This is a genomic window from Polaromonas sp. P1_F6 (assembly GCF_056405695.1).
Genome location: NZ_JBFUBQ010000006.1, coordinates 44,146 through 65,501 on the forward strand (window position 1 = coordinate 44,146; position 21,356 = coordinate 65,501).

A 21,356-nucleotide genomic window follows, 5' to 3' on the forward strand; every position below is an offset into this window, starting at 1 on the left:
CAAACCACCATGACACAACCCACGCCTTACCAATCCTTTCCCAACAGCTTCAAGCGCGACCTGCTGGCCGGCAAAAAACTGATCGGCTGCTGGTCCTCGCTGTCCAACGCCATCACCACCGAGGTGCTGGGCGTGGCCGGCTTCGACTGGATCCTGCTTGACGGTGAACATTCGCCCAACGACATGGCCACTTACATCCCGCAGCTGATGGCGCTGAAGGACAGTGTCAGCGCACCCGTGGTGCGCCCGACCAGCAATAACTCGGTTGAGCTCAAGCGCCTGCTCGACGCCGGCTTCTACAACTTCCTGATTCCCTTTGTCGAAAGCGCCGAGCAGGCTGTCAGCGCCGTTGCCGCCACGCGTTATCCGCCCCAGGGCATTCGAGGTGTCTCGGTATCCCAGCGCAGCAACAAGTACGGCACGGTGCCGGACTACCTCAAGTCCATCAACGACCACATCTGCGTGATGGTGCAGATCGAAAGCATCGCCGGCACGGCGGCTGCTGACGAGATCGCCGCCACCCCGGGTGTCGACTGCATGTTTGTCGGCCCGTCCGACCTGGCCGCCGGACTGGGCCACCTCGGCAATGCCGGGCACCCGGAGGTGCAGGCCGCCATGGTGAAAATTTTTGCCGCCGCCAAGGCGCACGGCAAGCCGGTCGGCATCCTGGCGCCGGTGGAAGCCGACGCACGCCGCTACATGGAGATGGGCGCAACTTTTGTCGGCGTCGGCAGCGATCTCGGCGTGTTCCGTGGCGCCACGCAGGCCCTGCGCGACAAATACCTCGCCTGATTTTTCTGTCATCCCTGACCGCGCGGCCGGGGCTACCGCTATTTTTTACGAACAAGGAACATTTTTATGAGCAAGCTTGGTTTTATCGGCCTGGGCATCATGGGCGCGCCGATGGCTGCGCACCTGATTGCGGCGGGACACGAGGTTTTCATGAACACGCGGAGCAAAGTGCCTGCGGCTCTCTTGACGGGCAAGGGCAAGGCCTGCGATTCCATCGCCGACGTAGTAAAGCAGGCGGACATCATTTTCCTGATGTTGCCCGACACCCCCGACGTGGAGAACGTGCTGTTTGGCGAGGGCGGAGTGGCCTCGGCGCTGACCAAAGGCAAGACAGTGGTCGACATGAGCTCCGTCTCGCCGATGGACACCAAAGAGTTCGCCAAAAGGATCAATGCCCTGGGTTGCGACTACCTGGACGCCCCGGTGTCGGGCGGTGAAGTCGGCGCCAAAGCTGCGAGCCTGACCATCATGGTGGGCGGTCCGCAGGCCGCGTTTGACCTCGTCAAGCCGTTGTTCGAGCTGATGGGCAAGAACATCACCCTGGTGGGCGGCAACGGCGACGGCCAGACCTGCAAGGTGGCGAACCAGATCATCGTGGCGCTGAACATTGCGGCCGTGGGCGAAGCCCTGCTGTTTGCCAGCAAGGCTGGCGCCGATCCAGCCAAAGTGCGCCAGGCGCTGATGGGCGGTTTTGCCTCGTCGCGCATTCTGGAAGTTCATGGCGAACGCATGATCAAGCGCACCTTTGCGCCGGGCTTCCGTATCGGCTTGCACCAGAAAGATTTGAACCTCGCGCTCAGCGGTGCACGTACGCTGGGTCTGGCTTTACCGCAAACGGCGGGCGCCGCCCAGCTGATGCAGGCCTGTGCCGCCAACGGCATGCAGGACCTGGACCATTCCGCTCTGGTGCGTGCGCTTGAACTTCTGGGCAACCACGAAGTCGCGTAACTCATCCGCATGAAGAGCCCACAGAGGCTCACGGCGCAGCTGGTGGAGGACACCGCTTTTTCATACATCCGGAGACGAACATGCCGATCAATCGACGAGAGCTTATGGCTGCTTCACTGGCTTTGGGGACTGGCGCTGCGAGCGCGCAGGCTTCATGGCCGTCCAAACCCATACGCCTGGTGGTGCCGTACCCACCCGGCGGTTCTTCAGACATCATCGCGCGCGCCATTGCGCAGCCTCTGTCCGAGGCGCTCAAGCAGTCGGTCATCGTGGACAACAAGGCCGGCGCCAACGGTAACCTGGGCGCCGACATCGTGGCCAAGTCAGCACCCGACGGCTACACGCTGCTGCTGTGCGACACCGGCGCTCTGGCCATCAGCCCTTCGGTCTATCCCAAGCTGGGTTTCGACCCGACCAAGGACTTGCGTGGCGTCACGATGCTGGCCTATTCGCCGCACCTGCTGGTGGTTCATCCCTCGGTGCCCGCCAGCAATCTCAAGGAGCTCGTAGCGCTCTCGCACAAGACCGACCTGAACTTTGCGGTAACGGCCATGGGCAGCGCGCCGCACCTGGCTGGTGTCGCGGTCGAGCGGGCGAGCAAGGCGAAGTGGCAGTACATCCCCTACAAGGGCGGTTCGCAGGCCGTCAGCGATACGATCGCCGGCCAGACCCAGGTGTTGATGAACGGCATGCTGGCCACCTTGCCGCATGTGCAAAGCGGGAAGCTGAAGATCCTGGGTGTTTCCAAGAGCACGCGCATGCCGCTGATTGGCAATGTGCCGACGCTGGCGGAGCAGGGTCTTGCCAACTTCGAGTCGGGCACCTGGCAGGGCTTGCTGGTGGCCAACGGTACGCCGGCAGCCGTCATCAATCGCCTCAACACCGAGCTCATCAAGATCATCCGCAGCCCGGACATCCGCGCCAAGCTGGCGGGGCAGGGCGCCGAGGTCGTGACCATGACACCGGCACAGCAGGATGTTTTTTTCAACCAGGAGCGCAGCCGATGGGCCAAAGTTGTTGCAGAAGCAAACATCAAACTGGACTGAAAAATCGTTGCGTGACTTAGTGGTGATATTGCCTGATATCTTTGGGTTGTGAGCGCGCATCCGTGGGAATATCGAGCAAGGGATTCAATTTTGAAAAGAAACGAGTCGGCCCATCAGAGGCTGGCCGTTATTAGCCACGCCAGGAGACAAAAACATGCGGACTTCATTCAAGGGGCTTTTGTGCCTCTCTTTTGCCCTATGCGCGAGCGCCACTGTGGCTCAGACCAAGCTGCGGGCATGGAACATTCATCCCGATGGCTATCCGGTATCGGAGGCCATGAAGAGTTTCGTGGAGCAGGTGGCCAAGAGCACCAGTGGCCGCTATAACATCGAGCTCTTCAACAGCGGCACCCTTGGCGACCAGCCCAAGGCCGTGCAGATGCTCAAGAGCGGCGAGATTGACGTGGCTGAGTTCAGTTCCGGTCCGCTGTCGGACGCCGTGCCGGGCATCAAGGTGCTGAACCTGCCCTTCCTGTTCACTGATTCCGCGCACATGTTTCGCCATCTGGACGGCAAGCTGGGTGAGCGTTTTGCCGCCAACCTGAAGGCCGCCGGCTTCGTTGTGCTGGGCTGGTATGACGGCGGTGGCCGTTCTTTTTACTGCGTCAAGCCCGTCAACAATATCAGGGACCTGGCCAGCATGAATATTCGTGTCCAGCAGTCCGAAATTTACATCGAGATGGTGAAGCTGATGGACGCCAAGCCGGTGGCCTTGCCCTTCAAGGACGTATTGGCCGCCCTGGAGCAGGGCAAGGTGGATTGCGCCGAGAACAACTTGCCTTCGTATGAGTCCACCGGACACTTCAAGGTGGCCAAAAACGTTTACGTCACCAACCATGTGATCTCGCCCGAGGCCCTGGTCGTCTCGACCAAGCTGTGGGAAAAACTCAGCAAAGAAGACAAAGCCGCGTTCACCGAGGCCGGCGTCAAGTCCGCCATCCTGATGCGCGAGCTGTGGAACAAACGGGTGGCCGCGGCCCTGGAGACCACGACCAAGCAGGGTTCGCAGTTCGTCAAGGTCAGGGATGCATCGCCCATGGTCAGGCGCATGGGGCCTTTGTATGGAAAATACATGGCGGACCCGACCACACGCGAAGAGTTGCTGACGATTATTTCGAAGTGAGCGTCCCAGACACCGTGCATTGCCATGCTGCTTGACCCCACACGATTTGTACGAGAGCTCGGTGGCAAGCCCACCGCGTTGTTCACGTTGCGCAACGGTCAAGGCATGACTGTGTGCGTGACAAACTACGGCGCAAAGATCGAGCAAGTACTGGTGCCGGGCCGGGATGGCCGCTTTGACGACGTGGTGCTGGGCTACGACAGCATCGACGGCGTGATCGGCGGAGCGCCCTCGGTGGGGGCCTTCATCGGGCGCTATGCAGGCCGTATTGGCCATGCGCGCTTCACGCTGGGTGGCAAGGAGCATGTGCTGGCCGCCAACAACGGCCTGCACTGCTTGCACGGCGGCGTGAAAGGCTCGCGTTTTCGGGTATTCGATACGGTGCAGTGCAGCGATTCCAGCGTTGAAATGCGTTATGTGTTTGCCGACGGGGAAGAGGGCTTTCCGGGCGCGATGGCACTGCGCCTGACCTACAGCGTGACCGAGGCAAACGAGCTGGTGCTCGACTACGAGGCGCTCGCGCTGGATACACCCACGGTGGCCAATCTCACCACGCATGCTTTTTTCAATCTCGAAGGCGCGGGAAGTCGTAACGCGCTGGAGCATGAGGTCACGATTTGCGCCAGCCGCTATTTCGAGATGGCGCCTGACCTCATCGCGACAGGCAGGTTGCTGCCGGTGGAAGGAACGCCGTTTGATTTGCGCAAGCCGGTCGTGCTGAGCAAGCGGGTGCGCGGCTTGCAAGCCGAGGCTGGTATTGGCCTCGTCGCCGGGTATGACGACTGTTTTGAGATTGACCGCTCTGCCGCCAGTGATGAAGATCTGGCGCTATGCGCGCGCGTGAGTGCACCCATTAGCGGGCGGGTGATGGAAGTCTGGTCGACCGAGCCCACCATGCAGTTCTACACCGGTCTTGTGGCAGGCGAGCCGCTGGCCGGCGGGCCGGGCAAGGGCGGCAGGCAATACGCGCAGCAGCAAAGCCTGTGCTTTGAGCCGCAAGGGTACCCCAACGCACCCAATGTGCCGGCATTTCCTTCCGCCGTACATGAGCCGGGACAGCGCCGCCAGGGCCGCACGCTCTACCGCTTCGGCACTTCTTAGGCGAGTGCGTTCCGCATGTCAAAATGCTCCGGCAACAAGCAAGGAGCTGAGCATGCGATGGTGGAAACTGGCGTGGATGTTTGGGATGGTGTGGGCGGCGCAGACGACCGGCATGCCCGCATGGGCGCAGCAGCCCGAGCGCGTGCCGCCGCAGATCGTCAAACTGCCTCTGCTGATCGACGGTAAACAGTATGAGGTTGTCACCCATCTCTACAAGCCCGCGGGCGAAGGTCCGTTTCCGCTGGTGATCTTTTCCCACGGGCGAGCGCCGTCGCGCGTTGACAGGGCCAAGCTTGAGTATCCGGTGCTGGTCGGGCACGCCAACTACTGGCTTCGCAAGGGTGTTGCCGTGGTTGCCCCGGTACGGCCGGGATACGGGGATACCGGGGGCTCCGACAGGGAGGACTCCGGCATCCGGTGGAGCGGCAAGGTTTGCACCGGCGATGCCGACTTCATGCGTGTGGCCAGCCACGCGGGCCAGACAGTAGTCGCGTTGCACCAATGGGCGCTGCAGCAGCCCTGGGTGCGCAAGGACAGGGTGCTGCTCGAAGGGCAGTCGGTGGGCGGCATGACGACGGTGTCGGTCGCGGCGCTCAATCTGCCGGGCGTCGTCGGCGCCGTCAATTTCGCGGGCGGCTCCGGCGGTAATCCGGAAGACTCCCCGGCCAGGAGTTGCAAGCCCGAGAACATGGGTAAAACCTATGGTGAACTCGGCAAGCTGGTCAAGGTGCCCAACCTGTGGCTCTACGCCGAGAACGACCAGTTCTGGGGAGCCGAGGCGCCCCGCGGATGGCACGAGGCCTTCAGGGCAGGCGGCAGCGACACGCAGTTCGTCCAGACGGGCCCGGTGCCAGGGCATGATGGGCATTCGCTGCTGACCTACGGTGGCAATATGTGGTCGGTGCCGCTCGATGCGTTCGTGCGCAAGGTAGGGCTGACGGCACCTTGAATTTCAAACGGGCATAAAAAAGCCCGGCACCTTCCGGGGCCGGGCTCTCAAGAGGCTTTGAGGAAAAAGCAGCTTACAGCGTATCGATAAAGCTGCGCAGCTTGTCCGAACGCGAAGGGTGCTTGAGCTTGCGCAGCGCCTTGGCTTCGATCTGGCGGATGCGTTCGCGCGTCACGTCGAACTGCTTGCCGACTTCTTCGAGCGTGTGGTCGGTCGACATTTCGATACCGAAGCGCATGCGCAGCACCTTGGCTTCGCGCGGTGTCAGGCTGTCGAGAATGTCTTTGACCACATCGCGCAGGCCGGCCTGCATCGCGGCTTCCAGCGGTGCGGTGTTGGCGCTGTCTTCGATGAAGTCGCCCAGGTGCGAATCATCATCGTCACCGATCGGCGTTTCCATCGAGATCGGCTCTTTGGCGATCTTCATGATCTTGCGGATCTTGTCTTCAGGAATCTCCATCTTGGCGGCCAGGATGCTGGCGTCCGGCTCAAAGCCGAATTCCTGCAAGTGCTGGCGCGACAGGCGGTTCATCTTGTTGATGGTCTCGATCATGTGAACCGGGATGCGGATGGTGCGGGCCTGGTCGGCGATGGAGCGCGTGATGGCCTGGCGAATCCACCAGGTGGCGTAGGTCGAGAACTTGTAGCCGCGGCGGTATTCGAACTTGTCGACGGCCTTCATCAGGCCGATGTTGCCTTCCTGGATCAAGTCGAGGAACTGCAGGCCGCGGTTGGTGTACTTCTTCGCGATCGAAATCACCAAACGCAAGTTGGCCTCGATCATTTCTTTCTTGGCGTCGCGCGAGTTGGACTCGCCTTCGTTCATGCGCTTGTTGATGTCCTTGAGCTGGGCCAGCGGCACCACCACGCGGGCCTGCAACTCAGCTAGCTTGGTTTGCAGTTCCTGGATGGGCGGCACGTTACGCGCCATCACCACCGACCACGGCTTGCCGGAGGCAACCTGCTTTTCAACCCATTTCAGGTTGAGCAGGTTGGGCGGGAAGTCCTTGATGAAGACTTCCTGCGGCATGCCGCATTTCTCGACGATGATGCGGCGCAGCTCGCGCTCTTTCTTGCGCACGTCCAGCACCTGGCCGCGCAGCATGTCGCACAACTTTTCAATGGTCTTGGCGGTAAAGCGCACGGTCATCAGCTCGTCACTCAGGGCTTTTTGCGACTTCACATAAGTAGGCGTGCCGTAGCCTTCCTTGTCGTAGGTCTTGTGAACCTTCTCGAACAGGGTGGCGATCTTGTCGAAGCGGCTGAGCGCTTCCTTCTTGAGCTCTTCGAGCTTTTTGGTCAGGGCCTTGGAACCGCCCTTGCCGTCGTCATCATCTTCTTCGTCGAATTCGTCGAAGTCTTCTTCGGCCACATAGTCGTCGGCCTCGTTGGGGTTGGAAAAGCCGTCGACCACGGTGGAGATGACGATCTTGCCTTCGCGGATTTCTTCGCCCAGACGCATGATTTCTGCGATGGTGGCGGGGCTTTCCGAGATGGCTTCCATCATCTTCATGAGGCCGCCCTCGATGCGCTTGGCGATTTCGATTTCGCCTTCGCGCGTCAAGAGCTCAACCGTGCCCATTTCACGCATGTACATGCGCACGGGGTCGGTGGTGCGGCCGAATTCGCTGTCGACGGTGGACAGCGCGGCTTCGGCTTCTTCTTCGGCTTCTTCTTCAGTGGCGACCGTAGGGCCGGTGTTGTTCAGCAGCAGGGTCTCGGCGTCGGGCGCCTGCTCGTACACGGCCACGCCCATGTCGTTGAGCATGTTGACCACGACTTCCAGCGTTTCAGCATCGACCAGCTTGTCGGGAAGGTGGTCGGAGATTTCGCCATGCGTGAGGTAGCCGCGCGTTTTACCCAGCTTGATCAGGGTTTTCAGGCGCAGGCGGCGCTTGAGCATGTCTTCTTCGGAGAGGACGGTTTCATCCAGGCCGAATTCCTTCATCAGGGCGCGTTCCTTCGCCTTGCTGATTTTCATGCGCAGCGGTTTGACCTTCTCGGTCGTTTCCGCGATGGGTTCCCCGACGAGATCGTCTTCAATGTCGGACATGTCGAGGTCTTCCCCTGTCTTGACCGGGCCGGCCGCACTCTTCGGCTTGCGGCCGCGCTTGGCGCCGGTGGTGGCGGCAGGCGCGCTGCCTTCGGCCGCCGGATTCTTGGGCGGGCGGCCGGGTTTCTTCTTCACGGGCACGTCGGCGGAGACGGCGAGGGGCTTGGCTTCAGGACTGGACTTGGTCGGCACGGCGGGGGCTTTCTTCAGGGGCAAATCGGAAATCGCGGTTTTCAGGGGGGCTTTGCTCACCAGAGCATTGGGTTTGCTGGGTTTAACAGATATGGCGTGTTTTCCCGGCTTTTCAACCTTGCCGCTTTTGGCGACAGGCTTTGCAGCAGCTTTAGTTGCTGCTTTGACTGGAGGCTTGCCTGCGGGCCGGGCCGCAGCTTTGGGTGCTGCTTTGGCTTTGGGCTTTGCGGCAGCTTTGGACTGCGCACTTTGCGGCTTCTTGGACGTGCTCGGCTTCTTCGGCTTGGCAGTAGGCATGGGACCTCCAGTTGTCGGGAATTGTTTTAAATATCGATCAGCTACCAGTAAACAAAAATGCGCCTTGGCGCCTGCACAAAGCACAGGCACGGTGACAAAGATTCAGAGTCAAAACGAGAAGGCGGAAAAACAGGCCGGGCAGTGCCAAAGGCACATGGCGGTTTATTTTCCCGGGCAAGCTGTTTGGGCGAACATTTGGTGTGCAGTCCTTGCGGAAATTCCCTGGGGGAAGTGGCCGTCTCATCTGTGAGTTCCCCGAAGTTTCAGGGTGGCCGGGCCGGAGGTGCTGCTGTCGCGCTTGCCGTCGAAAATCGGATTATACCCTGTTGCCTGTTTTTTGGGCGATTTATATGACCCAGAAACAGGGATTTTCCCGGAGGCCGGGCCCGCTCAGCGGGCCGGGTCGGTGGCGGCGGTTTTGAGGCTGGCGGCCAGCTCCAGATAGCGCTGCCGGGCGGCCGGGTCGGTGGCGGCCCGGGCGGCCAACTCGCTCATCTCGCGCTGGCGGTGCAGGCGCAGGAGCTGGTCCAGGATGCTCCGAACCTCATCCCAGTCACTTTCGATGCCTTCAGGAATCTGTGCGATTTGCGCTGTGGCATGTCTTTCGTGGGGGTGGCCGCGCAGCCCTTCACGCAAGGCGGCCCACGGCTGGGGCCCATGCTCATGCAACTGGCTCTCCAGCCAGATGAAAAGCGGGCCGTGGGGCTCAGGCAACTCGACCAGCAAATGATGCTCTTCAGTGGTGAGCCGGTCCCAGGTCTGGGCCTCGGTCAGCAGCAACCTGAGCACACGGTCTTCACGGCTGGCCGGCAAGATACGGCCAGCCACGCGGCGTGGAGCCCGGGCGCCGAAGCTGCGTCCCGTCGTTGACGATGCCGGGAAATAGCCGCCAGAGGGCTCGGACGAGGTGTAATCGGGCTCCTCGCGAAAATCCGGCAGATAGTCCGCAGGGCCAGACATGTCCTGGGAAGCGCCTGATGTTGAGGATGATTCCGGCTTCTGACCCTTATTGGACGTGCGCAAGCTGCTATTATTTTTATAGCTACCCTTGGAGGTCGCAGGTTGCCAAAGCTGCGTCAGTTCGCGGCTGTCAATCAGTACCCTGTCGGCAATTTCGGCCAACAGCTGGCGTTTCAATGCGCCATCAGGCATCAGGTTCCACAGCGGGCGGGCATTGCTGGCCATATGGGCGCGGCCCTCGGCGGTGTCAAGGTCACAGCCCTCGGCGGCGGCTTCCAGCAGAAAGCGGCTGAGCGGCACGGCCTTGCTGACATAGGCCGCGAAGCCTTCCTGGCCGTGCTCGCGGATGTAGCTGTCGGGGTCGTGCTCGGCCGGCAGGAACAGGAACTTGACGGTGCGCACGTCGGTGGCAAAGGGCAGGGCGGCGTCCAGCGCTTTGCGGGCGGCGCGGCGGCCGGCGCTGTCGCCGTCAAAGCTGAAGACGACTGAGTCGGTGAAGCGGAACAGCTTTTGCACGTGATCAGCCGTGCAGGCGGTGCCCAGGGTTGCCACCGCATTGGCAAACCCCAGCTGGGCCAGGGCCACCACGTCCATATAGCCTTCTGTGACGAGGGCATAGCCGTGTTCGCGCAGGGCGGTGCGGGCCTCGAACAGGCCATAAAGCTCCCGGCCCTTGCTGAACACAGGGGTTTCCGGCGAATTGAGGTATTTGGGCTTTTCGTCGCTGAGCACGCGGCCGCCGAAGCCTATACATTCACCCTTGACGTTGCGGATGGGGAACATGACCCGGTCGCGAAAGCGGTCATAGCGCTTGGCTTCGCCTGCCTGGTTTTCCTCGCCGGGCTCGCCTGTGATGACCAAGCCGCTTTCGACCAGCAGCGGGTCGTTGTAATCGGGAAAGACACTGGCCAGGCTGCGCCAGCCTTCAGGTGCGTAGCCCAAGCCGAAGGTCCTGGCGACTTCGCCCGAGACACCGCGGCCCTTGAAGTAGTCGATGGCGCGCTCGGAGTTGCGCAGGGCCTTGATGTAGGCGACGCCGGCCTTTTCCAGCACGCTGGTAAGCGTGGCCTGCTGCTCTCGCATCTGGGCGGCCCGGGCCCGGTCTTGCGGCGAGACATCGTCTTCAGGCACCTGCAGGCCGTATTGCTGGGCAAGGTCCTTGACGGCTTCGACAAAGGTCATGCCGCCGTGGTCCATCAGAAAGCTGATGGCGTTGCCGTTTTTGCCGCAGCCGAAGCAGTGATAGAACTGCTTGGAAGGGCTGACACTGAAGGAAGGGGACTTTTCGCCGTGAAAGGGACACAGGCCCATGAAGTTGGCGCCGCCCTTTTTGAGCTGCACGTAGCGGCCCACTATGTCCACCACGTCGGCGCGCGCGAGCAGCTCCTGGATGAACGATTGGGGGATGGCCATAAAGCAATTATCGCCCCCACGGTCGCTCACTGCGTGTAGCTCCCTGCCCCCCGAGGGGGCCGCCCGCCTGCGGTCTGGCAAAGCCAGTCCCGCGGCTCATGCTGGCTTGAAGAGTCAGTGGCACAAGCAGTGGGGCATTTCACAAGCGGGCAGCCGCGGAAGCGGCTTTGCCGGGCCGCAGGCGCCGCCCCCTGCAAGGGGCTATACGCAGTGAGCCTGGACGGGGGTGTGCCGAGATCAGTCGCCCAGCACCAGGCCTTCCCGTCGCGGATCGGCGCCGCCGAAGAATCCGTCGGGTGTTCTCTGAATGGCTTGCAGGCCGCTGGTCATGGTTTGTTCGCGTACCTCGGCGCCGCGGCTTCGCAGCGCCTCGACGGTGGCCGGCGAGAAACGTTTTTCTTCCAGGATGCTCGGGCCGTTGAGCGAGGCGAAGTTGGGCAGGTCAATCGCCTGCTGGGCGTTGAGGCCCCAGTTCAGTGTGGCGTAGAGGGTTTTGGCGGTGAAATGGATGATGAGTGCGCCGCCGGGGCTGCCGCCGCTCATGACGAGCTGCCCCGAGGTTTTGTCGAACACCAGCGTGGGGGCCATCGACGAGCGCGGGCGTTTGCCGGCTTGCACGCGGTTGGCCACGGGCTTGCCTTCGGCGTCTGTCGGGGCGAAGCTGAAGTCGGTCAGTTCGTTGTTCAGCAAAAAGCCGCCAGCTTTTCCGGTGCCGCCGTCGGTCATCAGGCGCGAGCCGAATTGGTCTTCAATCGTCGTGGTCATGGCGATGGCATTGCCGTAGCCATCGATGATGCTGATGTGCGAGGTACCGTACTCGGGCTGGTCGGGCATGGGCGCGTAGGCGGTTGTGACGGCGCCCGGCACGCCAGGTTTTGCGGTTTTCATGCTCGGGCCTGTGGACTGAATCAGCCTGGCGCGCTCACTGAGATAAGCGGGGGCCAGCAGGCTCATCCAGTTGCCGCCCGGCGGCTGCACAAAGTCAGGGTCACCCAGGTATTGCGCACGGTCGGCAAAGGCCAGGCGCGAGGCCTCGGTGTAGAGGTGCAGCCAGTCGGCCGAAGGCGTGGGCGACACCGAGCCGGGAACACCGCCGGTGCCGGCGACCAGGCCCAGCGTGGCGGCCGGCGTGTTGTTCAGGATGCCGAGGATTTGGCCGACTGCAATCGCGCCCGAGCTGGGCGGCGGCATGCCGCAGAGGCGGTAGGCCTTGCCGGCCGCGCTGTAGTCCGAGCAGATCGGGTCGCGTTTTTTGGGCTGGTAGCCGGCCAGGTCGCCCAGGGTCAGCTTGCCGGGATTGGTGGCGTGGCCCTGCACTTTGGTGACGATGGCTTGCGCGACCTTGCCTTCGAGCAGCGCGTTGGAACCTCTCGCCGCGATTTGCCGCAGCACGTCGGCCAGCGCCGGGTTGCGCAAGACAGAACCCACATCGACGGGGGTACCGTCGGCTTTATAGAAATAGGCTGCGGCGGTGACATCCTTCTTCAGGTGCACTTCACCCTTGAGCAAGGTGTTGAGCCGCGGGCTGACCTTGAAGCCGCCTTCGGCGAGCTGGATGGCGGGCACGAAGAGCTGGGCCCAGGGCAGGCGGCCGTATTGCTTGTGGGCCATCTCCAGCATGCGCACCGTGCCGGGCGTACCGACGGAACGCCCGCCAACCACGCCGTCGTAAAACGGCATCGGTTTGCCGTCGGCGCCGATAAACAGTTTTTCGTCCGCCGCAGCGGGCGCGGTTTCGCGGCCGTCAAAGGCCTCGACCTTGCCGCCATTGGCGTGCAGCAGGAAGGCGCCGCCGCCTATGCCGCTGGACTGCGGCTCTACCAGCGTGAGCACCATTTGCACTGCAATTGCAGCGTCGATGGCCGAACCACCGGCTTTGAGTACCTGGTAACCCGCATCGGTGGCCAGCGGGTTGGCGGCGGCCACGGCGAAGGTCTTGGTGGCCCAGCCTGGCTTGGGGGTGAAGCCCGAAGAGCCTTCGGGCTGCATGTATTTGGTGCCGCGCGCGACTTCATCGGCGGGGACCTGGTAGTTAAATGCGGTGGGGCTGCTGGCGCAGGCGGCAAGCAGCGCGGTGGCTGCCAGCGCCGGGAAGGCGTGTCTCATGCGATATCCTTGAATGTAGTTGTAGCTTGTGGCAGGACCCTGTGCCTGCGCTGTTGAATATATCGAGCGGCCCCGCGCCTCACAATGGCGTTTCAGAGAAATCACTCTTCCATGGAATTTGACAATCTCGATGCCTTGCGCGTGCTGCTGGCTACGGCGGAAACTGGCAGCCTTACAGCAGCGGGCAAGCGCTGCCGGCTGTCTACAGCGGCCGTCAGTGCGGCGATCAAGCGGCTGGAAAACTCGCTGGGTGTACGTCTGTTTGAGCGAACCACACGCGCCGTGCGGCCCACGGCCGAGGGTGCTGTCATGGTCGACCATGCCCGCCGCGCGCTCGAGCTGGTGTCCGAAGGCCAGGCCAAAGTCCGTGCCGGCACCTTCGGCTTGACGGGCAGCATCCGCATCACCGCCACAGCCATGCTGGCCCGCGAGATGCTGGCCTACTGGCTGGCCGAATTTGCCAACACTCACCCGGGTATTGAAATCGACCTGCAGATCAGCGATGCGCGTGTGGACCTGGTGCGCGAGGGCATCGACATCGCCCTGCGCAACGGGCCGCTGATGGATTCGACCCATTCGGCGCGCCTGCTGGCGCCGGCCCGGCGCGTGGCTTGTGCGGCCCCGGACTATCTGGCGCGCCGCGGCACGCCGCTGGAGCCATGCGAGCTTGTGCAGCACGACTGCCTGGTTTGCCATGTGCGCGAGCGCCGGCAGGATCAGTGGCAGTTCGAATTGCAGGGAGAGGCCAGCGCGCCTTTTCAGGTGCGCGTGGCTGGGCCGCTGGCCTGTAACGACGCATCCATTGCGCTGCAGTGGGCGCTGGAGGGGCGGGGCATCGTCTACCAGTCCGAGATCGACCTCATGGCCTCTTTGGCCAGCGGCAAGCTGGTGCGCCTCTTTGCGGGTCACCTGGGTGAGCCGGCGCCGCTTTATGCGGTGGTGCCCAGCCGGCGCTATGTGCCGGCCCGCGTCAACGAGGTGATTGAACGGCTTTCAGCGCTGCTGACCGAACGGCTGGCAGCGCTGCACCCGCCTGCGGCCTAGGCTCAACGTGGTGCGAGGCGAATCGCGCCGTCCAGGCGAATCACTTCACCATTGAGCATGTCGTTTTCGATGATGTGTTTGGCCAGGCGCGCATAGTCTTGCGGTGTGCCCAAGCGCGAGGGGAAGGGCACGCCCGCGGCCAGCGAGTCCTGCACTTCCTGCGGCATGCCAAAGAGCATGGGCGTGCCGAAAATGCCGGGCGCAATCGTCATGTTGCGGATGCCGTTGCGTGCCAGGTCGCGGGCGATCGGCAAGGTCATGCCGACAATGCCGCCCTTGGAGGCGCTGTAGGCCGCCTGGCCGATCTGGCCGTCGTAGGCTGCCACAGAGGCGGTAGAGATCAGCACACCGCGTTCGCCGGTGGCTTCCGGGTCGTTCTTGCACATGGCGTCGGCCGCCAGGCGGATCATGTTGAAGCTGCCCACGAGGTTGACGGTGATGGTTTTGCTGAAGGCGCCCAGGCTGTGCGCGCCGTTCTTGCCCACGGTTTTTTCGGCGGGCGCAATGCCGGCGCAGTTCACCAGGCCCATCAGTTTGCCCATGGCAACCGCCTTGGCCACCACGGCCTGGCCGTCGGCTTCCTGGCTCACGTCGCATTTGACGAAAGTGGCTTTGCCTTCGCCCAACTCTTTGGCGATGGCCTCGCCTTTATCTGCCTGCATGTCGGCGATGACGACTTTGGCGCCGTTGGCCACCAGCATGCGTGCCGTGCCTTCACCCAGGCCCGATGCGCCGCCGGTGACGATAAATACTTTGCCTGCGATTTCCATGGTGGTTCCTTGATGAAGATGGAGAGATTTTGAAGAGCTTGCGTGAACGTTTTGGGTGACGTTAACGTAAACGTCAATTATGGCGCATGAAAAAAGCCCGGCGCCTTTCGGCGGCCGGGCTTTTCGCAAAGTGGGGCGCTGGCTTATTTGTAGCCGACACGGTCCAGCATCTGCTGCACCTTGAGCTGGTTGTTGCCCACGGCGCTGATCGGGATGGTTTCAGACTTGAAGCTGCCATTGCCCGACGGTGTCATGGCCTTGAGCGCGGGATTGCTCACGCCCAGCCCCGGTACGGCGGCCCACTCGTTGTTGCCGTTGGCAAAATACTCCTGCGCGCTCGGGCTCGCCAGGTATTCCATGAACTTGACGGCATTGGCCGTGTTCTTGGCATTTTTGGCAACGGCAGCGCCGGCGATATTCACGTGCGTGCCCCAGCTGTCCTGGTTGGGGAAGACCACGCCCACGCGGTCGGCCACGACTTTGTCTTCAGGCGCGTTGGAACGCATGATGCGCGCCAGGTAGTAGGTGTTGGTCAGAGCAATGCCGCATTCGCCGCTGGCCACGGCCTTGATCTGGTCGCTGTCGCCGCCCTTGGGGTCACGCGCCATGTTCGCCACCAGGCCCTTGAGCCATTGCTCGGCCTTGGCTTCGCCCAGATGCTCGGTCACCGCGCCGAAGAGCGACAGGTTGTAGGGGTGCGCGCCCGAACGGGTGCACAGCAGGCCCTTGTTCTTCGGGTCAGCCAGCTCCTCATAGGTATCCACGTCGGCTTTTTTGACCTTGAGCTTGTCAAACACCACAACGCGGGCGCGCGTCGAAAAGCCGAACCAGGTCGTGCCTTCGGCAGTTTCCTTGGCGCGCAGCTTGGCCGGGATGGCAGCTTCGAGGGCGGTCGATTTGATGGGCTTGAAGAGACCGTCTATATCGCCCTTGTGCAGGCGCGCGGCATCGACCAGCAAAATCACGTCGGCAGGAGAGGCCGTGCCTTCGGCCTTCAGGCGCGCCAAAATGCCGGCGTCATCCGCGTCCACGCGGTTGACCTTGATCCCGGTGGCTTTAGTGAAGTCGCTGTAGAGCTTTTCGTCGGTCTGGTAATGGCGGGCAGAATACAAGTTGACCACCTGTTCCTGCGCCGAAGCCAAGCCTGCCAGCAGCATCAGCGACGAGAGAACCACTTTTTTGTACATAACTTTCCACTTCCTTACTGGTATTTTTAAAGCCCGGCCATGATAAAGCAAATAAGAATCATTCTTGGTAGTCCCCCTACGTTGCGCAAGCCTTCGCTAGGGCCAGACTGGCTGGCGGGCATCTGCCTGGCTGCGGGTTTATCGCTGTTTGCCGGCTGCACTACAGCGCCGCCCGGTCCGGGCGCACCCGTGGCACCACTGCCGGTAGAGGCCGCCAGAAAGCCGCCGCGCATCGGCCTGGCGCTGGGCGGGGGCGCCGCACGCGGCTTTGCCCACGTGGGCGTGATCGCCGTGCTGGAGGAGGCCGGGCTCAAGCCGCAGCTGGTGGTCGGCACGTCGGCCGGCAGCCTGGTGGCGGCGCTGTATGCCAGCGGCAAGACCAGCGCGCAGCTGCAGCAGACCGCGCTGAACATGGAGGAAGTTGCCATCACCGACTGGATGCTGCCGATCATCGGCCGCGGCATGTTCCGCGGTGACGCGTTGGCCCGCTATGTCAACGACCTGGTGGCCAACCGGCTGATGGAGAACATGGTCATTCCGCTGGGCATCGTCGCCACCGACCTCAACAGCGGTCAGGCCGTGTTGTTCCAGCGCGGCGATACCGGCACAGCAGTGCGCGCATCCAGTGCAGTGCCGGCCGTGTTCGTGCCCGTCAAGATCAACGGCCGCGAGTATGTCGACGGCGGCCTGGTCTCACCGGTGCCTGTGCGCTTTGCCAGGCAGATGGGCGCCGACGTCGTGATTGCCGTCGACATCTCCAGCCCGCCCGAAGCCAACCTTGCCGGCGACACGTTGCAAATCCTGCTGCAGACCTTTGCCATCATGGGCAAAAGCATCAACCAGTACGAGCTCAAGGATGCTGACATTGTGGTCCGTCCGTCGCTTACGGGCCTGAAAAGCGCCGACTTCTCTGCACGGCAGCGCGCCATCGACTCAGGCCGTGCCGCCATGCTGGCCGCGCTGCCCCAGCTGAAGGCCAAACTGGCCGCGGCGGGTGTGGCGGTGGCCAGGTAGTTGCTATTCTTTTGATAGCTGCTTGCGCTCGTCCCTATTGGGTAGAACGCTTAAATGGCCTAAATCTGGATACGCCAGGCAAAAAAAAGCCCAATCTTGCGATTGGGCTTAACTGGATCCGTGAAAATGAATTTCGAATGGATCCGAGGAGACAAGCGGTCTGGAATCGTGCTGTTACGCAAGGTTCCGGGATCAGGCTCCGGTCGTTCCCGCAGAAGGTGCGGGAACAATGAATAACAATTAACGCTTCTTGGAAGCGGTTTTCGTGGCGCTCACTGCGGACGCAGCCACGGTGTTGAAGTTGGCTTCAGCCATTTCGCTGGCTTGCTTGACAGCCTTTTGCATGGATTCGAATGCGTTGTTCGCGGCAGCAACAGCGCTCTTCATCACGGCAACGGCGGTTTCGGAACCGGCTGGCGCGTTTTTGGCAGCGTTGTCGACCAGGCCGACAAACTTCTTCTGTGCATCAGCGGTTTGGCCTTCCAGGGTCTTGCCCAGTTCAGCACCAGCAGCCGAAGCGATGTCATACAGGTGACGGCTGTAAGCGGCGGTCTTTTCAGCCAGGGGCTGGACCAGGCCGGCTTGCAGGGCCATCAGTTCTTGCGCGTCTTTCACGCCCATCACGGCTTGTGCGTGGTTGGCGGTTTCAGCAAGGGCAGCCTTGGTGGCTTGCACGTTCAGTTCGACCAGTTTTTCAACGCCTTCGAAGGCTTTGTGGGTCAGACCAAACAGGGTTTCGATGTTGGCTTTGTGGGAGGCCATGATTTGTTCAGCGGTCAGCATAATTAATCTCCAGATATAAGTTAATGAGTCGTCGGGTCAATAGTTGCTTTGCGCTGAATTGCTGCACTGCAACATGACCCCAAGTATAGGCATTGGCCGAGGCATTGCAAGCGGTTTTTGTTGCACTGCACCATTTTAGATGTCGAGCCCTATTTGTACTCCGAAAACAGAGTGCAAAAGTATCCAAAAGTCCATGCTTTCCCGCGCTCGGTACTACATGACGGTTGTTGCCCCTTCAGGCCACAATCGTTGAAACCCTTCCTCGCATCTCATCTTGCAAGCTTTTTACGCCGACAACTTCGTATTGCCGCTGCCGCTTGGGCACCGTTTTCCCATGGCCAAGTACCGGCTGTTGCGCGACCGCCTGGTCAACGAACTGTCGGCCGTTCGAATGGCACAGGCACCGGCCGCCACCGATGGTGAGCTCGCCCTTGTTCACACGCCCGCTTATATAGACGCCATCACCCACGGAACCTTGCCGGCGCCTGCCCAGCGCGAGATCGGCTTTCCCTGGAGCCTGGGCATGGCCGAGCGCGCGCGCCGCTCTGCCGGCGCCACCGTTGCAGCGGCCCGCATGGCGATGGGGCCTGGAGGCAAACAGGGCGAAGGCGTTGCAGCCAACCTGGCCGGAGGCACGCATCACTCGTATGCGCACAAAGGCGGCGGCTTCTGCGTTTTCAACGATGCGGCGGTGGCCGCCAGGCTCATGCAGGCAGAGTGGGCGCGGCTGCACCGCCACGAGCGCAAACCGCTGCAGGTCGCCATCGTCGATCTGGATGTGCACCAGGGTAACGGCACTGCCAGCATCTTTGCCGCGGACACCAGCGTGTTCACGCTGTCGTTGCATGGGCAAAAGAATTTCCCGTTTCGAAAAGAAGCCAGCGACCTCGATGTGGACTTGCCGGACGGCTGCGGCGATGCAGCCTATCTGCAGGCGCTGGAGCACGCGCTTGACGAACTGGAGCGGCGCTTTGAGCCGGGGCTGGTGCTGTTCCTGGCGGGCGCCGATCCGTACGTGGGCGACCGGCTGGGGCGGCTGGCCCTGAGTTTTGACGGTCTGGAGGCGCGCGACCGGCGCGTCTTCGACTGGGCCTGGCAGCGCCGCATCCCGCTCGCGTTTTCCATGGCGGGTGGCTATGGAATCAACATCGACGAAACCGTGCAGGTGCAGATGAACACCTACCGGGTGGCGCTTGAATACTGGAAGCGATGGAATCCGTAGCGATTGCTGCTACATTGCCTTGGCCATCCTGGCGCCCCAAAAATTAGAACAAGCCATCGTCATCAAATATGCCGACTGATCCCGCGGAAGCCCAGAAAAATATCGCTGACCGTGCCCTTCGTGTGTTGGTGCTGGGAGGCACCGGTTTCATCGGCCGACATGCCGTGGCGGCCTTGCATGCCTCGGGCGTGCAGGTGGCGATCGGCAGCCGCCATCCTTCGCGCCACGAAGAGGCCTATCCTTTTGCTGTCTTGCGCCCTGTGCGCTTTGAGCAGCTGTTGCAGCCCGATGCGTGGACAACCCTGCTGAAGGATGTGGATGTGGTCGTCAATTGCGTGGGCATCCTGCGCCAGCGGCCGAATGAGTCGTATGACCATGTGCATCACCGCGCACCGGCGGCGCTGGCCGTCGCTTGCGCCGGCGCCGGCATTCGACTGATTCATACCTCGGCCCTGGGCTTGCACGCAGGCGCCAAAAGCCGGTTTTTGTCGAGCAAGCTGCTGGGTGAGCACGCCATCGCGGCGTCGGGCAGCGACTACGCCATCGTGCGGCCTTCCTTGCTCGACGGCGAGGGCGGCTTTGGCGCCCGCTGGCTGCGCGGCTTGTCGCGCTCGCCGGTGCAATTTATTCCGCGCGGTGCGCGCGGCGGTATTGCGGCGATGGCTGCCACCGATCTTGGGAAAGCATTTGCTGCGCTTGCGGCTCTTTCTTCCCTGGCGGGCCACCGCGAGGTTGAACTCGGCGGAATTCGCCGTTACGGTTACGCGGAGTACCTGCGTGAACTTCGCGCCGACTATACGGCCACCCCTGCGCTGCAGATTCCAACGCCCAACTGGGCGGCACGCCTGGGCGCGCATGTGTGCGACGTCCTGCACTTTTCGCCTTTCTCGTATGGGCACTGGATTTTGCTGCAGCGGGACAATATGCCTTCACCCAATCGCTTGCCGGAATTGCTGGGGCGCGAGCCACTTCCGATCAGACCCGCCGTTAGCCCGGCCGTCCATCCAGAAGCCCGCCTTGAGCCTGGCCAGGTGCACGCTGGCAAAATAGGTTCTCATGACCTCCCCGACACGCCCGCAGGCTGAAGCCCGCAGCGCCTATAAAGCCTTTCGCGACATCGGCACCCGCTGGTCCGACAACGATGTTTACGGTCACGTCAACAACGTCGTCTATTACAGCTGGTTCGATACCGCCGTCAACGGCCTCCTGATTGAGCGCGGCGCCATCGACATCCACGCCGGCAGCGTGATCGGCCTGGTGATCGAAACCCAATGCAATTACTTCGCGCCGCTGGCCTTTCCGGATCCGGTGGTCGCAGGCATCCGTGTGGCACACGTCGGCTCGTCCAGCGTGCGCTACGAAGTGGCCCTGTTCCCCGGCGATGAGGGTGCGCTGTGCGCTGCCCGGGGCCATTTCATCCATGTGTATGTCGACCGCGCCACGCGCAGGCCTGCGTCGCTGCCCCCCGAACTGCTTTCTGTACTGGAGACCCTCCGATGACCCAGGCACCGCCCGTGCTTCCCTATATCACCCCGCGCCGCGCAGGCGACGCACGCAATGCGGTGGACGAAGCCATCGTCAGCCGCCAGTCAATACGCCAGTTTTTGCCCCGGCCGGTGCCACGCGAGACCATCGCCCATCTGCTGGAAGTTGCCAGCCGCGCGCCTTCGGGAACCAACACCCAGCCCTGGAAGGCCTATGTGCTGCAAGGTGCCAGCCGGGACGCGTTGGTGGACAAGGTTTGCCAGGCTCACGACGCGCTGTACGCCAACCCCGCACTGGCCGCCGAATACAAAGAAGAATACGACTACTACCCTGAAAAATGGGTGTCGCCCTACATCGACCGCCGCCGCGAAAACGGATGGGGCCTCTACGGCCTGCTGGGCATCACCAAGGGTGACAAGGACAAGATGCATGCACAGCATCACCGCAACTTCCAGCTGTTCGATGCACCCGTGGGCCTGATGTTCACGCTGGACCGCGTGATGGGTCGGGGCTCGCTGGTCGACTACGGCATGTTCATGCAAAACCTCATGGTGGCCGCGCGTGGCCTGGGTTTGCACACCTGCCCGCAAGCAGCCTGGAACGGTTTTTCCCGGATCATCCTCCCGCACATCGGCGCGGGTGAGGGCGAAATGCTGGTGTGCGGCATGGCGCTGGGTTATGCCGATGAAACGGCGCGCGTCAACACCTTCCGTACACCGCGGGTCCCGGCTTCGGAATTCACCACCTGGCTCGACTAGAAGCCAGAAGCGGCGCTACTGCATCCCCGCACGCGCCGGCTGGTTTAGGTGTTGCGGGTAAAGTCAGGGATTCGCGAAAAGACGCGATTTCTTTTTGCCTGTTTGGGCTCTGT

The 21,356-nt window shown here is 62.2% G+C and carries 19 protein-coding genes; 13 read left to right on the forward strand and 6 right to left on the reverse strand.

Features of this window, described 5'->3' with window-relative positions:
* The first annotated feature begins 9 nt into the window (after positions 1-9).
* The 6 genes from garL (at position 10) to AC1DY9_RS16955 (ending at position 5,959) form a co-directional block, all read left to right on the forward strand.
* A complete protein-coding gene (garL, locus tag AC1DY9_RS16930) occupies positions 10-792 on the forward strand; it encodes a 2-dehydro-3-deoxyglucarate aldolase (protein WP_457278853.1) in 783 nt (260 codons plus the stop codon).
* Between the two features lie 66 nt (positions 793-858).
* Positions 859-1,740 (forward strand): 2-hydroxy-3-oxopropionate reductase, encoded by an 882-nt coding sequence (gene glxR, locus AC1DY9_RS16935; RefSeq protein ID WP_457278852.1) that lies wholly within the window; start codon positions 859-861, stop codon positions 1,738-1,740.
* A gap of 80 nt (positions 1,741-1,820) precedes the next feature.
* Complete coding sequence (locus AC1DY9_RS16940; protein ID WP_457278851.1) at positions 1,821-2,786, forward strand: Bug family tripartite tricarboxylate transporter substrate binding protein; 966 nt, start codon at positions 1,821-1,823, stop codon at positions 2,784-2,786.
* Between the two features lie 154 nt (positions 2,787-2,940).
* Positions 2,941-3,909, forward strand: coding sequence for a TRAP transporter substrate-binding protein (locus AC1DY9_RS16945; protein WP_477667109.1), 969 nt, complete (start codon positions 2,941-2,943; stop codon positions 3,907-3,909).
* Between the two features lie 24 nt (positions 3,910-3,933).
* Positions 3,934-5,010 (forward strand): aldose epimerase family protein, encoded by a 1,077-nt coding sequence (locus AC1DY9_RS16950; RefSeq protein ID WP_477667110.1) that lies wholly within the window; start codon positions 3,934-3,936, stop codon positions 5,008-5,010.
* Between the two features lie 52 nt (positions 5,011-5,062).
* Positions 5,063-5,959 carry a dienelactone hydrolase family protein gene (locus AC1DY9_RS16955; protein WP_457278848.1) on the forward strand — a complete coding sequence of 299 codons (897 nt, stop codon included), beginning with the start codon at positions 5,063-5,065 and terminating at the stop codon, positions 5,957-5,959.
* Between the two features lie 73 nt (positions 5,960-6,032).
* On the opposite strand, the gene rpoD is transcribed toward AC1DY9_RS16955, so the two are convergent.
* On the reverse strand, positions 6,033-8,264 hold the full coding sequence (gene rpoD / locus AC1DY9_RS16960) for an RNA polymerase sigma factor RpoD (protein ID WP_477667111.1): 2,232 nt from the start codon (positions 8,262-8,264) through the stop codon (positions 6,033-6,035).
* On the opposite strand from rpoD, the gene AC1DY9_RS16965 reads away from it, so the two are divergent.
* Positions 8,257-8,751: a hypothetical protein gene (locus tag AC1DY9_RS16965; protein ID WP_477667112.1), complete on the forward strand. Its 495-nt coding sequence runs from the start codon at positions 8,257-8,259 to the stop codon at positions 8,749-8,751. The two genes, rpoD and AC1DY9_RS16965, sit on opposite strands and share 8 nt — an antisense overlap.
* 140 nt (positions 8,752-8,891) lie before the next feature.
* Here the strand turns inward: AC1DY9_RS16965 and dnaG are convergent, their stop codons facing one another.
* Positions 8,892-10,874 carry a DNA primase gene (gene dnaG / locus AC1DY9_RS16970; protein ID WP_477667113.1) on the reverse strand — a complete coding sequence of 661 codons (1,983 nt, stop codon included), beginning with the start codon at positions 10,872-10,874 and terminating at the stop codon, positions 8,892-8,894.
* 237 nt (positions 10,875-11,111) lie between these two features.
* Positions 11,112-12,980, reverse strand: a complete 1,869-nt coding sequence (locus AC1DY9_RS16975; RefSeq protein ID WP_477667114.1) for a gamma-glutamyltransferase family protein — start codon at positions 12,978-12,980, stop codon at positions 11,112-11,114.
* Positions 12,981-13,091: 111 nt separating this feature from the next.
* On the opposite strand from AC1DY9_RS16975, the gene AC1DY9_RS16980 reads away from it, so the two are divergent.
* Complete coding sequence (locus tag AC1DY9_RS16980; protein WP_477667115.1) at positions 13,092-14,024, forward strand: LysR family transcriptional regulator; 933 nt, start codon at positions 13,092-13,094, stop codon at positions 14,022-14,024.
* Between the two features lie 2 nt (positions 14,025-14,026).
* Here AC1DY9_RS16980 and AC1DY9_RS16985 read toward each other — a convergent pair whose 3' ends face one another.
* Positions 14,027-14,794 (reverse strand): 3-hydroxyacyl-CoA dehydrogenase, encoded by a 768-nt coding sequence (locus AC1DY9_RS16985; RefSeq protein WP_457278842.1) that lies wholly within the window; start codon positions 14,792-14,794, stop codon positions 14,027-14,029.
* 143 nt (positions 14,795-14,937) lie between these two features.
* Positions 14,938-15,981: an extracellular solute-binding protein gene (locus tag AC1DY9_RS16990; protein WP_457278841.1), complete on the reverse strand. Its 1,044-nt coding sequence runs from the start codon at positions 15,979-15,981 to the stop codon at positions 14,938-14,940.
* Positions 15,982-16,101: 120 nt separating this feature from the next.
* Between AC1DY9_RS16990 and AC1DY9_RS16995 the strand changes: the two genes are divergently transcribed.
* Positions 16,102-16,995, forward strand: a complete 894-nt coding sequence (locus AC1DY9_RS16995) for a patatin-like phospholipase family protein (protein ID WP_457279776.1) — start codon at positions 16,102-16,104, stop codon at positions 16,993-16,995.
* Positions 16,996-17,235: 240 nt separating this feature from the next.
* Here the strand turns inward: AC1DY9_RS16995 and AC1DY9_RS17000 are convergent, their stop codons facing one another.
* Positions 17,236-17,781, reverse strand: a complete 546-nt coding sequence (locus AC1DY9_RS17000) for a phasin family protein (protein WP_457279775.1) — start codon at positions 17,779-17,781, stop codon at positions 17,236-17,238.
* A 271-nt stretch (positions 17,782-18,052) separates the two neighbouring features.
* Here AC1DY9_RS17000 and AC1DY9_RS17005 point away from each other — a divergent pair, with 271 nt between their 5' ends.
* The 4 genes from AC1DY9_RS17005 to AC1DY9_RS17020 all read left to right on the forward strand — a co-directional run bounded on the left by AC1DY9_RS17005 (position 18,053) and on the right by AC1DY9_RS17020 (position 21,243).
* Positions 18,053-19,000 (forward strand): histone deacetylase family protein, encoded by a 948-nt coding sequence (locus AC1DY9_RS17005; RefSeq protein ID WP_457278840.1) that lies wholly within the window; start codon positions 18,053-18,055, stop codon positions 18,998-19,000.
* Between the two features lie 68 nt (positions 19,001-19,068).
* Complete coding sequence (locus AC1DY9_RS17010) at positions 19,069-20,085, forward strand: NAD(P)H-binding protein (RefSeq protein WP_477667116.1); 1,017 nt, start codon at positions 19,069-19,071, stop codon at positions 20,083-20,085.
* Positions 20,057-20,500, forward strand: coding sequence for an acyl-CoA thioesterase (locus tag AC1DY9_RS17015; protein WP_457278838.1), 444 nt, complete (start codon positions 20,057-20,059; stop codon positions 20,498-20,500). Before AC1DY9_RS17010 ends, AC1DY9_RS17015 begins: the two co-directional genes overlap by 29 nt.
* Positions 20,497-21,243: a nitroreductase gene (locus AC1DY9_RS17020; protein ID WP_477667117.1), complete on the forward strand. Its 747-nt coding sequence runs from the start codon at positions 20,497-20,499 to the stop codon at positions 21,241-21,243. Before AC1DY9_RS17015 ends, AC1DY9_RS17020 begins: the two co-directional genes overlap by 4 nt.
* Positions 21,244-21,356: the final 113 nt, after the last annotated feature.

What these genes read in the sequence shown, in the direction of transcription:
- dnaG (WP_477667113.1), bottom strand. Translation starts at nt 10,874, where the DNA reads ATGGCCATCCCCCAATCGTTCATCCAGGAGCTGCTCGCGCGCGCCGAC.
- garL (WP_457278853.1), top strand. Translation starts at nt 10, where the DNA reads ATGACACAACCCACGCCTTACCAATCCTTTCCCAACAGCTTCAAGCGC.
- AC1DY9_RS17015 (WP_457278838.1), top strand. Translation starts at nt 20,057, where the DNA reads ATGACCTCCCCGACACGCCCGCAGGCTGAAGCCCGCAGCGCCTATAAA.
- AC1DY9_RS16945 (WP_477667109.1), top strand. Translation starts at nt 2,941, where the DNA reads ATGCGGACTTCATTCAAGGGGCTTTTGTGCCTCTCTTTTGCCCTATGC.
- AC1DY9_RS16940 (WP_457278851.1), top strand. Translation starts at nt 1,821, where the DNA reads ATGCCGATCAATCGACGAGAGCTTATGGCTGCTTCACTGGCTTTGGGG.
- AC1DY9_RS16955 (WP_457278848.1), top strand. Translation starts at nt 5,063, where the DNA reads ATGCGATGGTGGAAACTGGCGTGGATGTTTGGGATGGTGTGGGCGGCG.
- AC1DY9_RS16980 (WP_477667115.1), top strand. Translation starts at nt 13,092, where the DNA reads ATGGAATTTGACAATCTCGATGCCTTGCGCGTGCTGCTGGCTACGGCG.
- AC1DY9_RS16990 (WP_457278841.1), bottom strand. Translation starts at nt 15,981, where the DNA reads ATGTACAAAAAAGTGGTTCTCTCGTCGCTGATGCTGCTGGCAGGCTTG.
- AC1DY9_RS17020 (WP_477667117.1), top strand. Translation starts at nt 20,497, where the DNA reads ATGACCCAGGCACCGCCCGTGCTTCCCTATATCACCCCGCGCCGCGCA.
- AC1DY9_RS16975 (WP_477667114.1), bottom strand. Translation starts at nt 12,980, where the DNA reads ATGAGACACGCCTTCCCGGCGCTGGCAGCCACCGCGCTGCTTGCCGCC.
- AC1DY9_RS17010 (WP_477667116.1), top strand. Translation starts at nt 19,069, where the DNA reads ATGCCGACTGATCCCGCGGAAGCCCAGAAAAATATCGCTGACCGTGCC.
- AC1DY9_RS16985 (WP_457278842.1), bottom strand. Translation starts at nt 14,794, where the DNA reads ATGGAAATCGCAGGCAAAGTATTTATCGTCACCGGCGGCGCATCGGGC.
- AC1DY9_RS16950 (WP_477667110.1), top strand. Translation starts at nt 3,934, where the DNA reads ATGCTGCTTGACCCCACACGATTTGTACGAGAGCTCGGTGGCAAGCCC.
- glxR (WP_457278852.1), top strand. Translation starts at nt 859, where the DNA reads ATGAGCAAGCTTGGTTTTATCGGCCTGGGCATCATGGGCGCGCCGATG.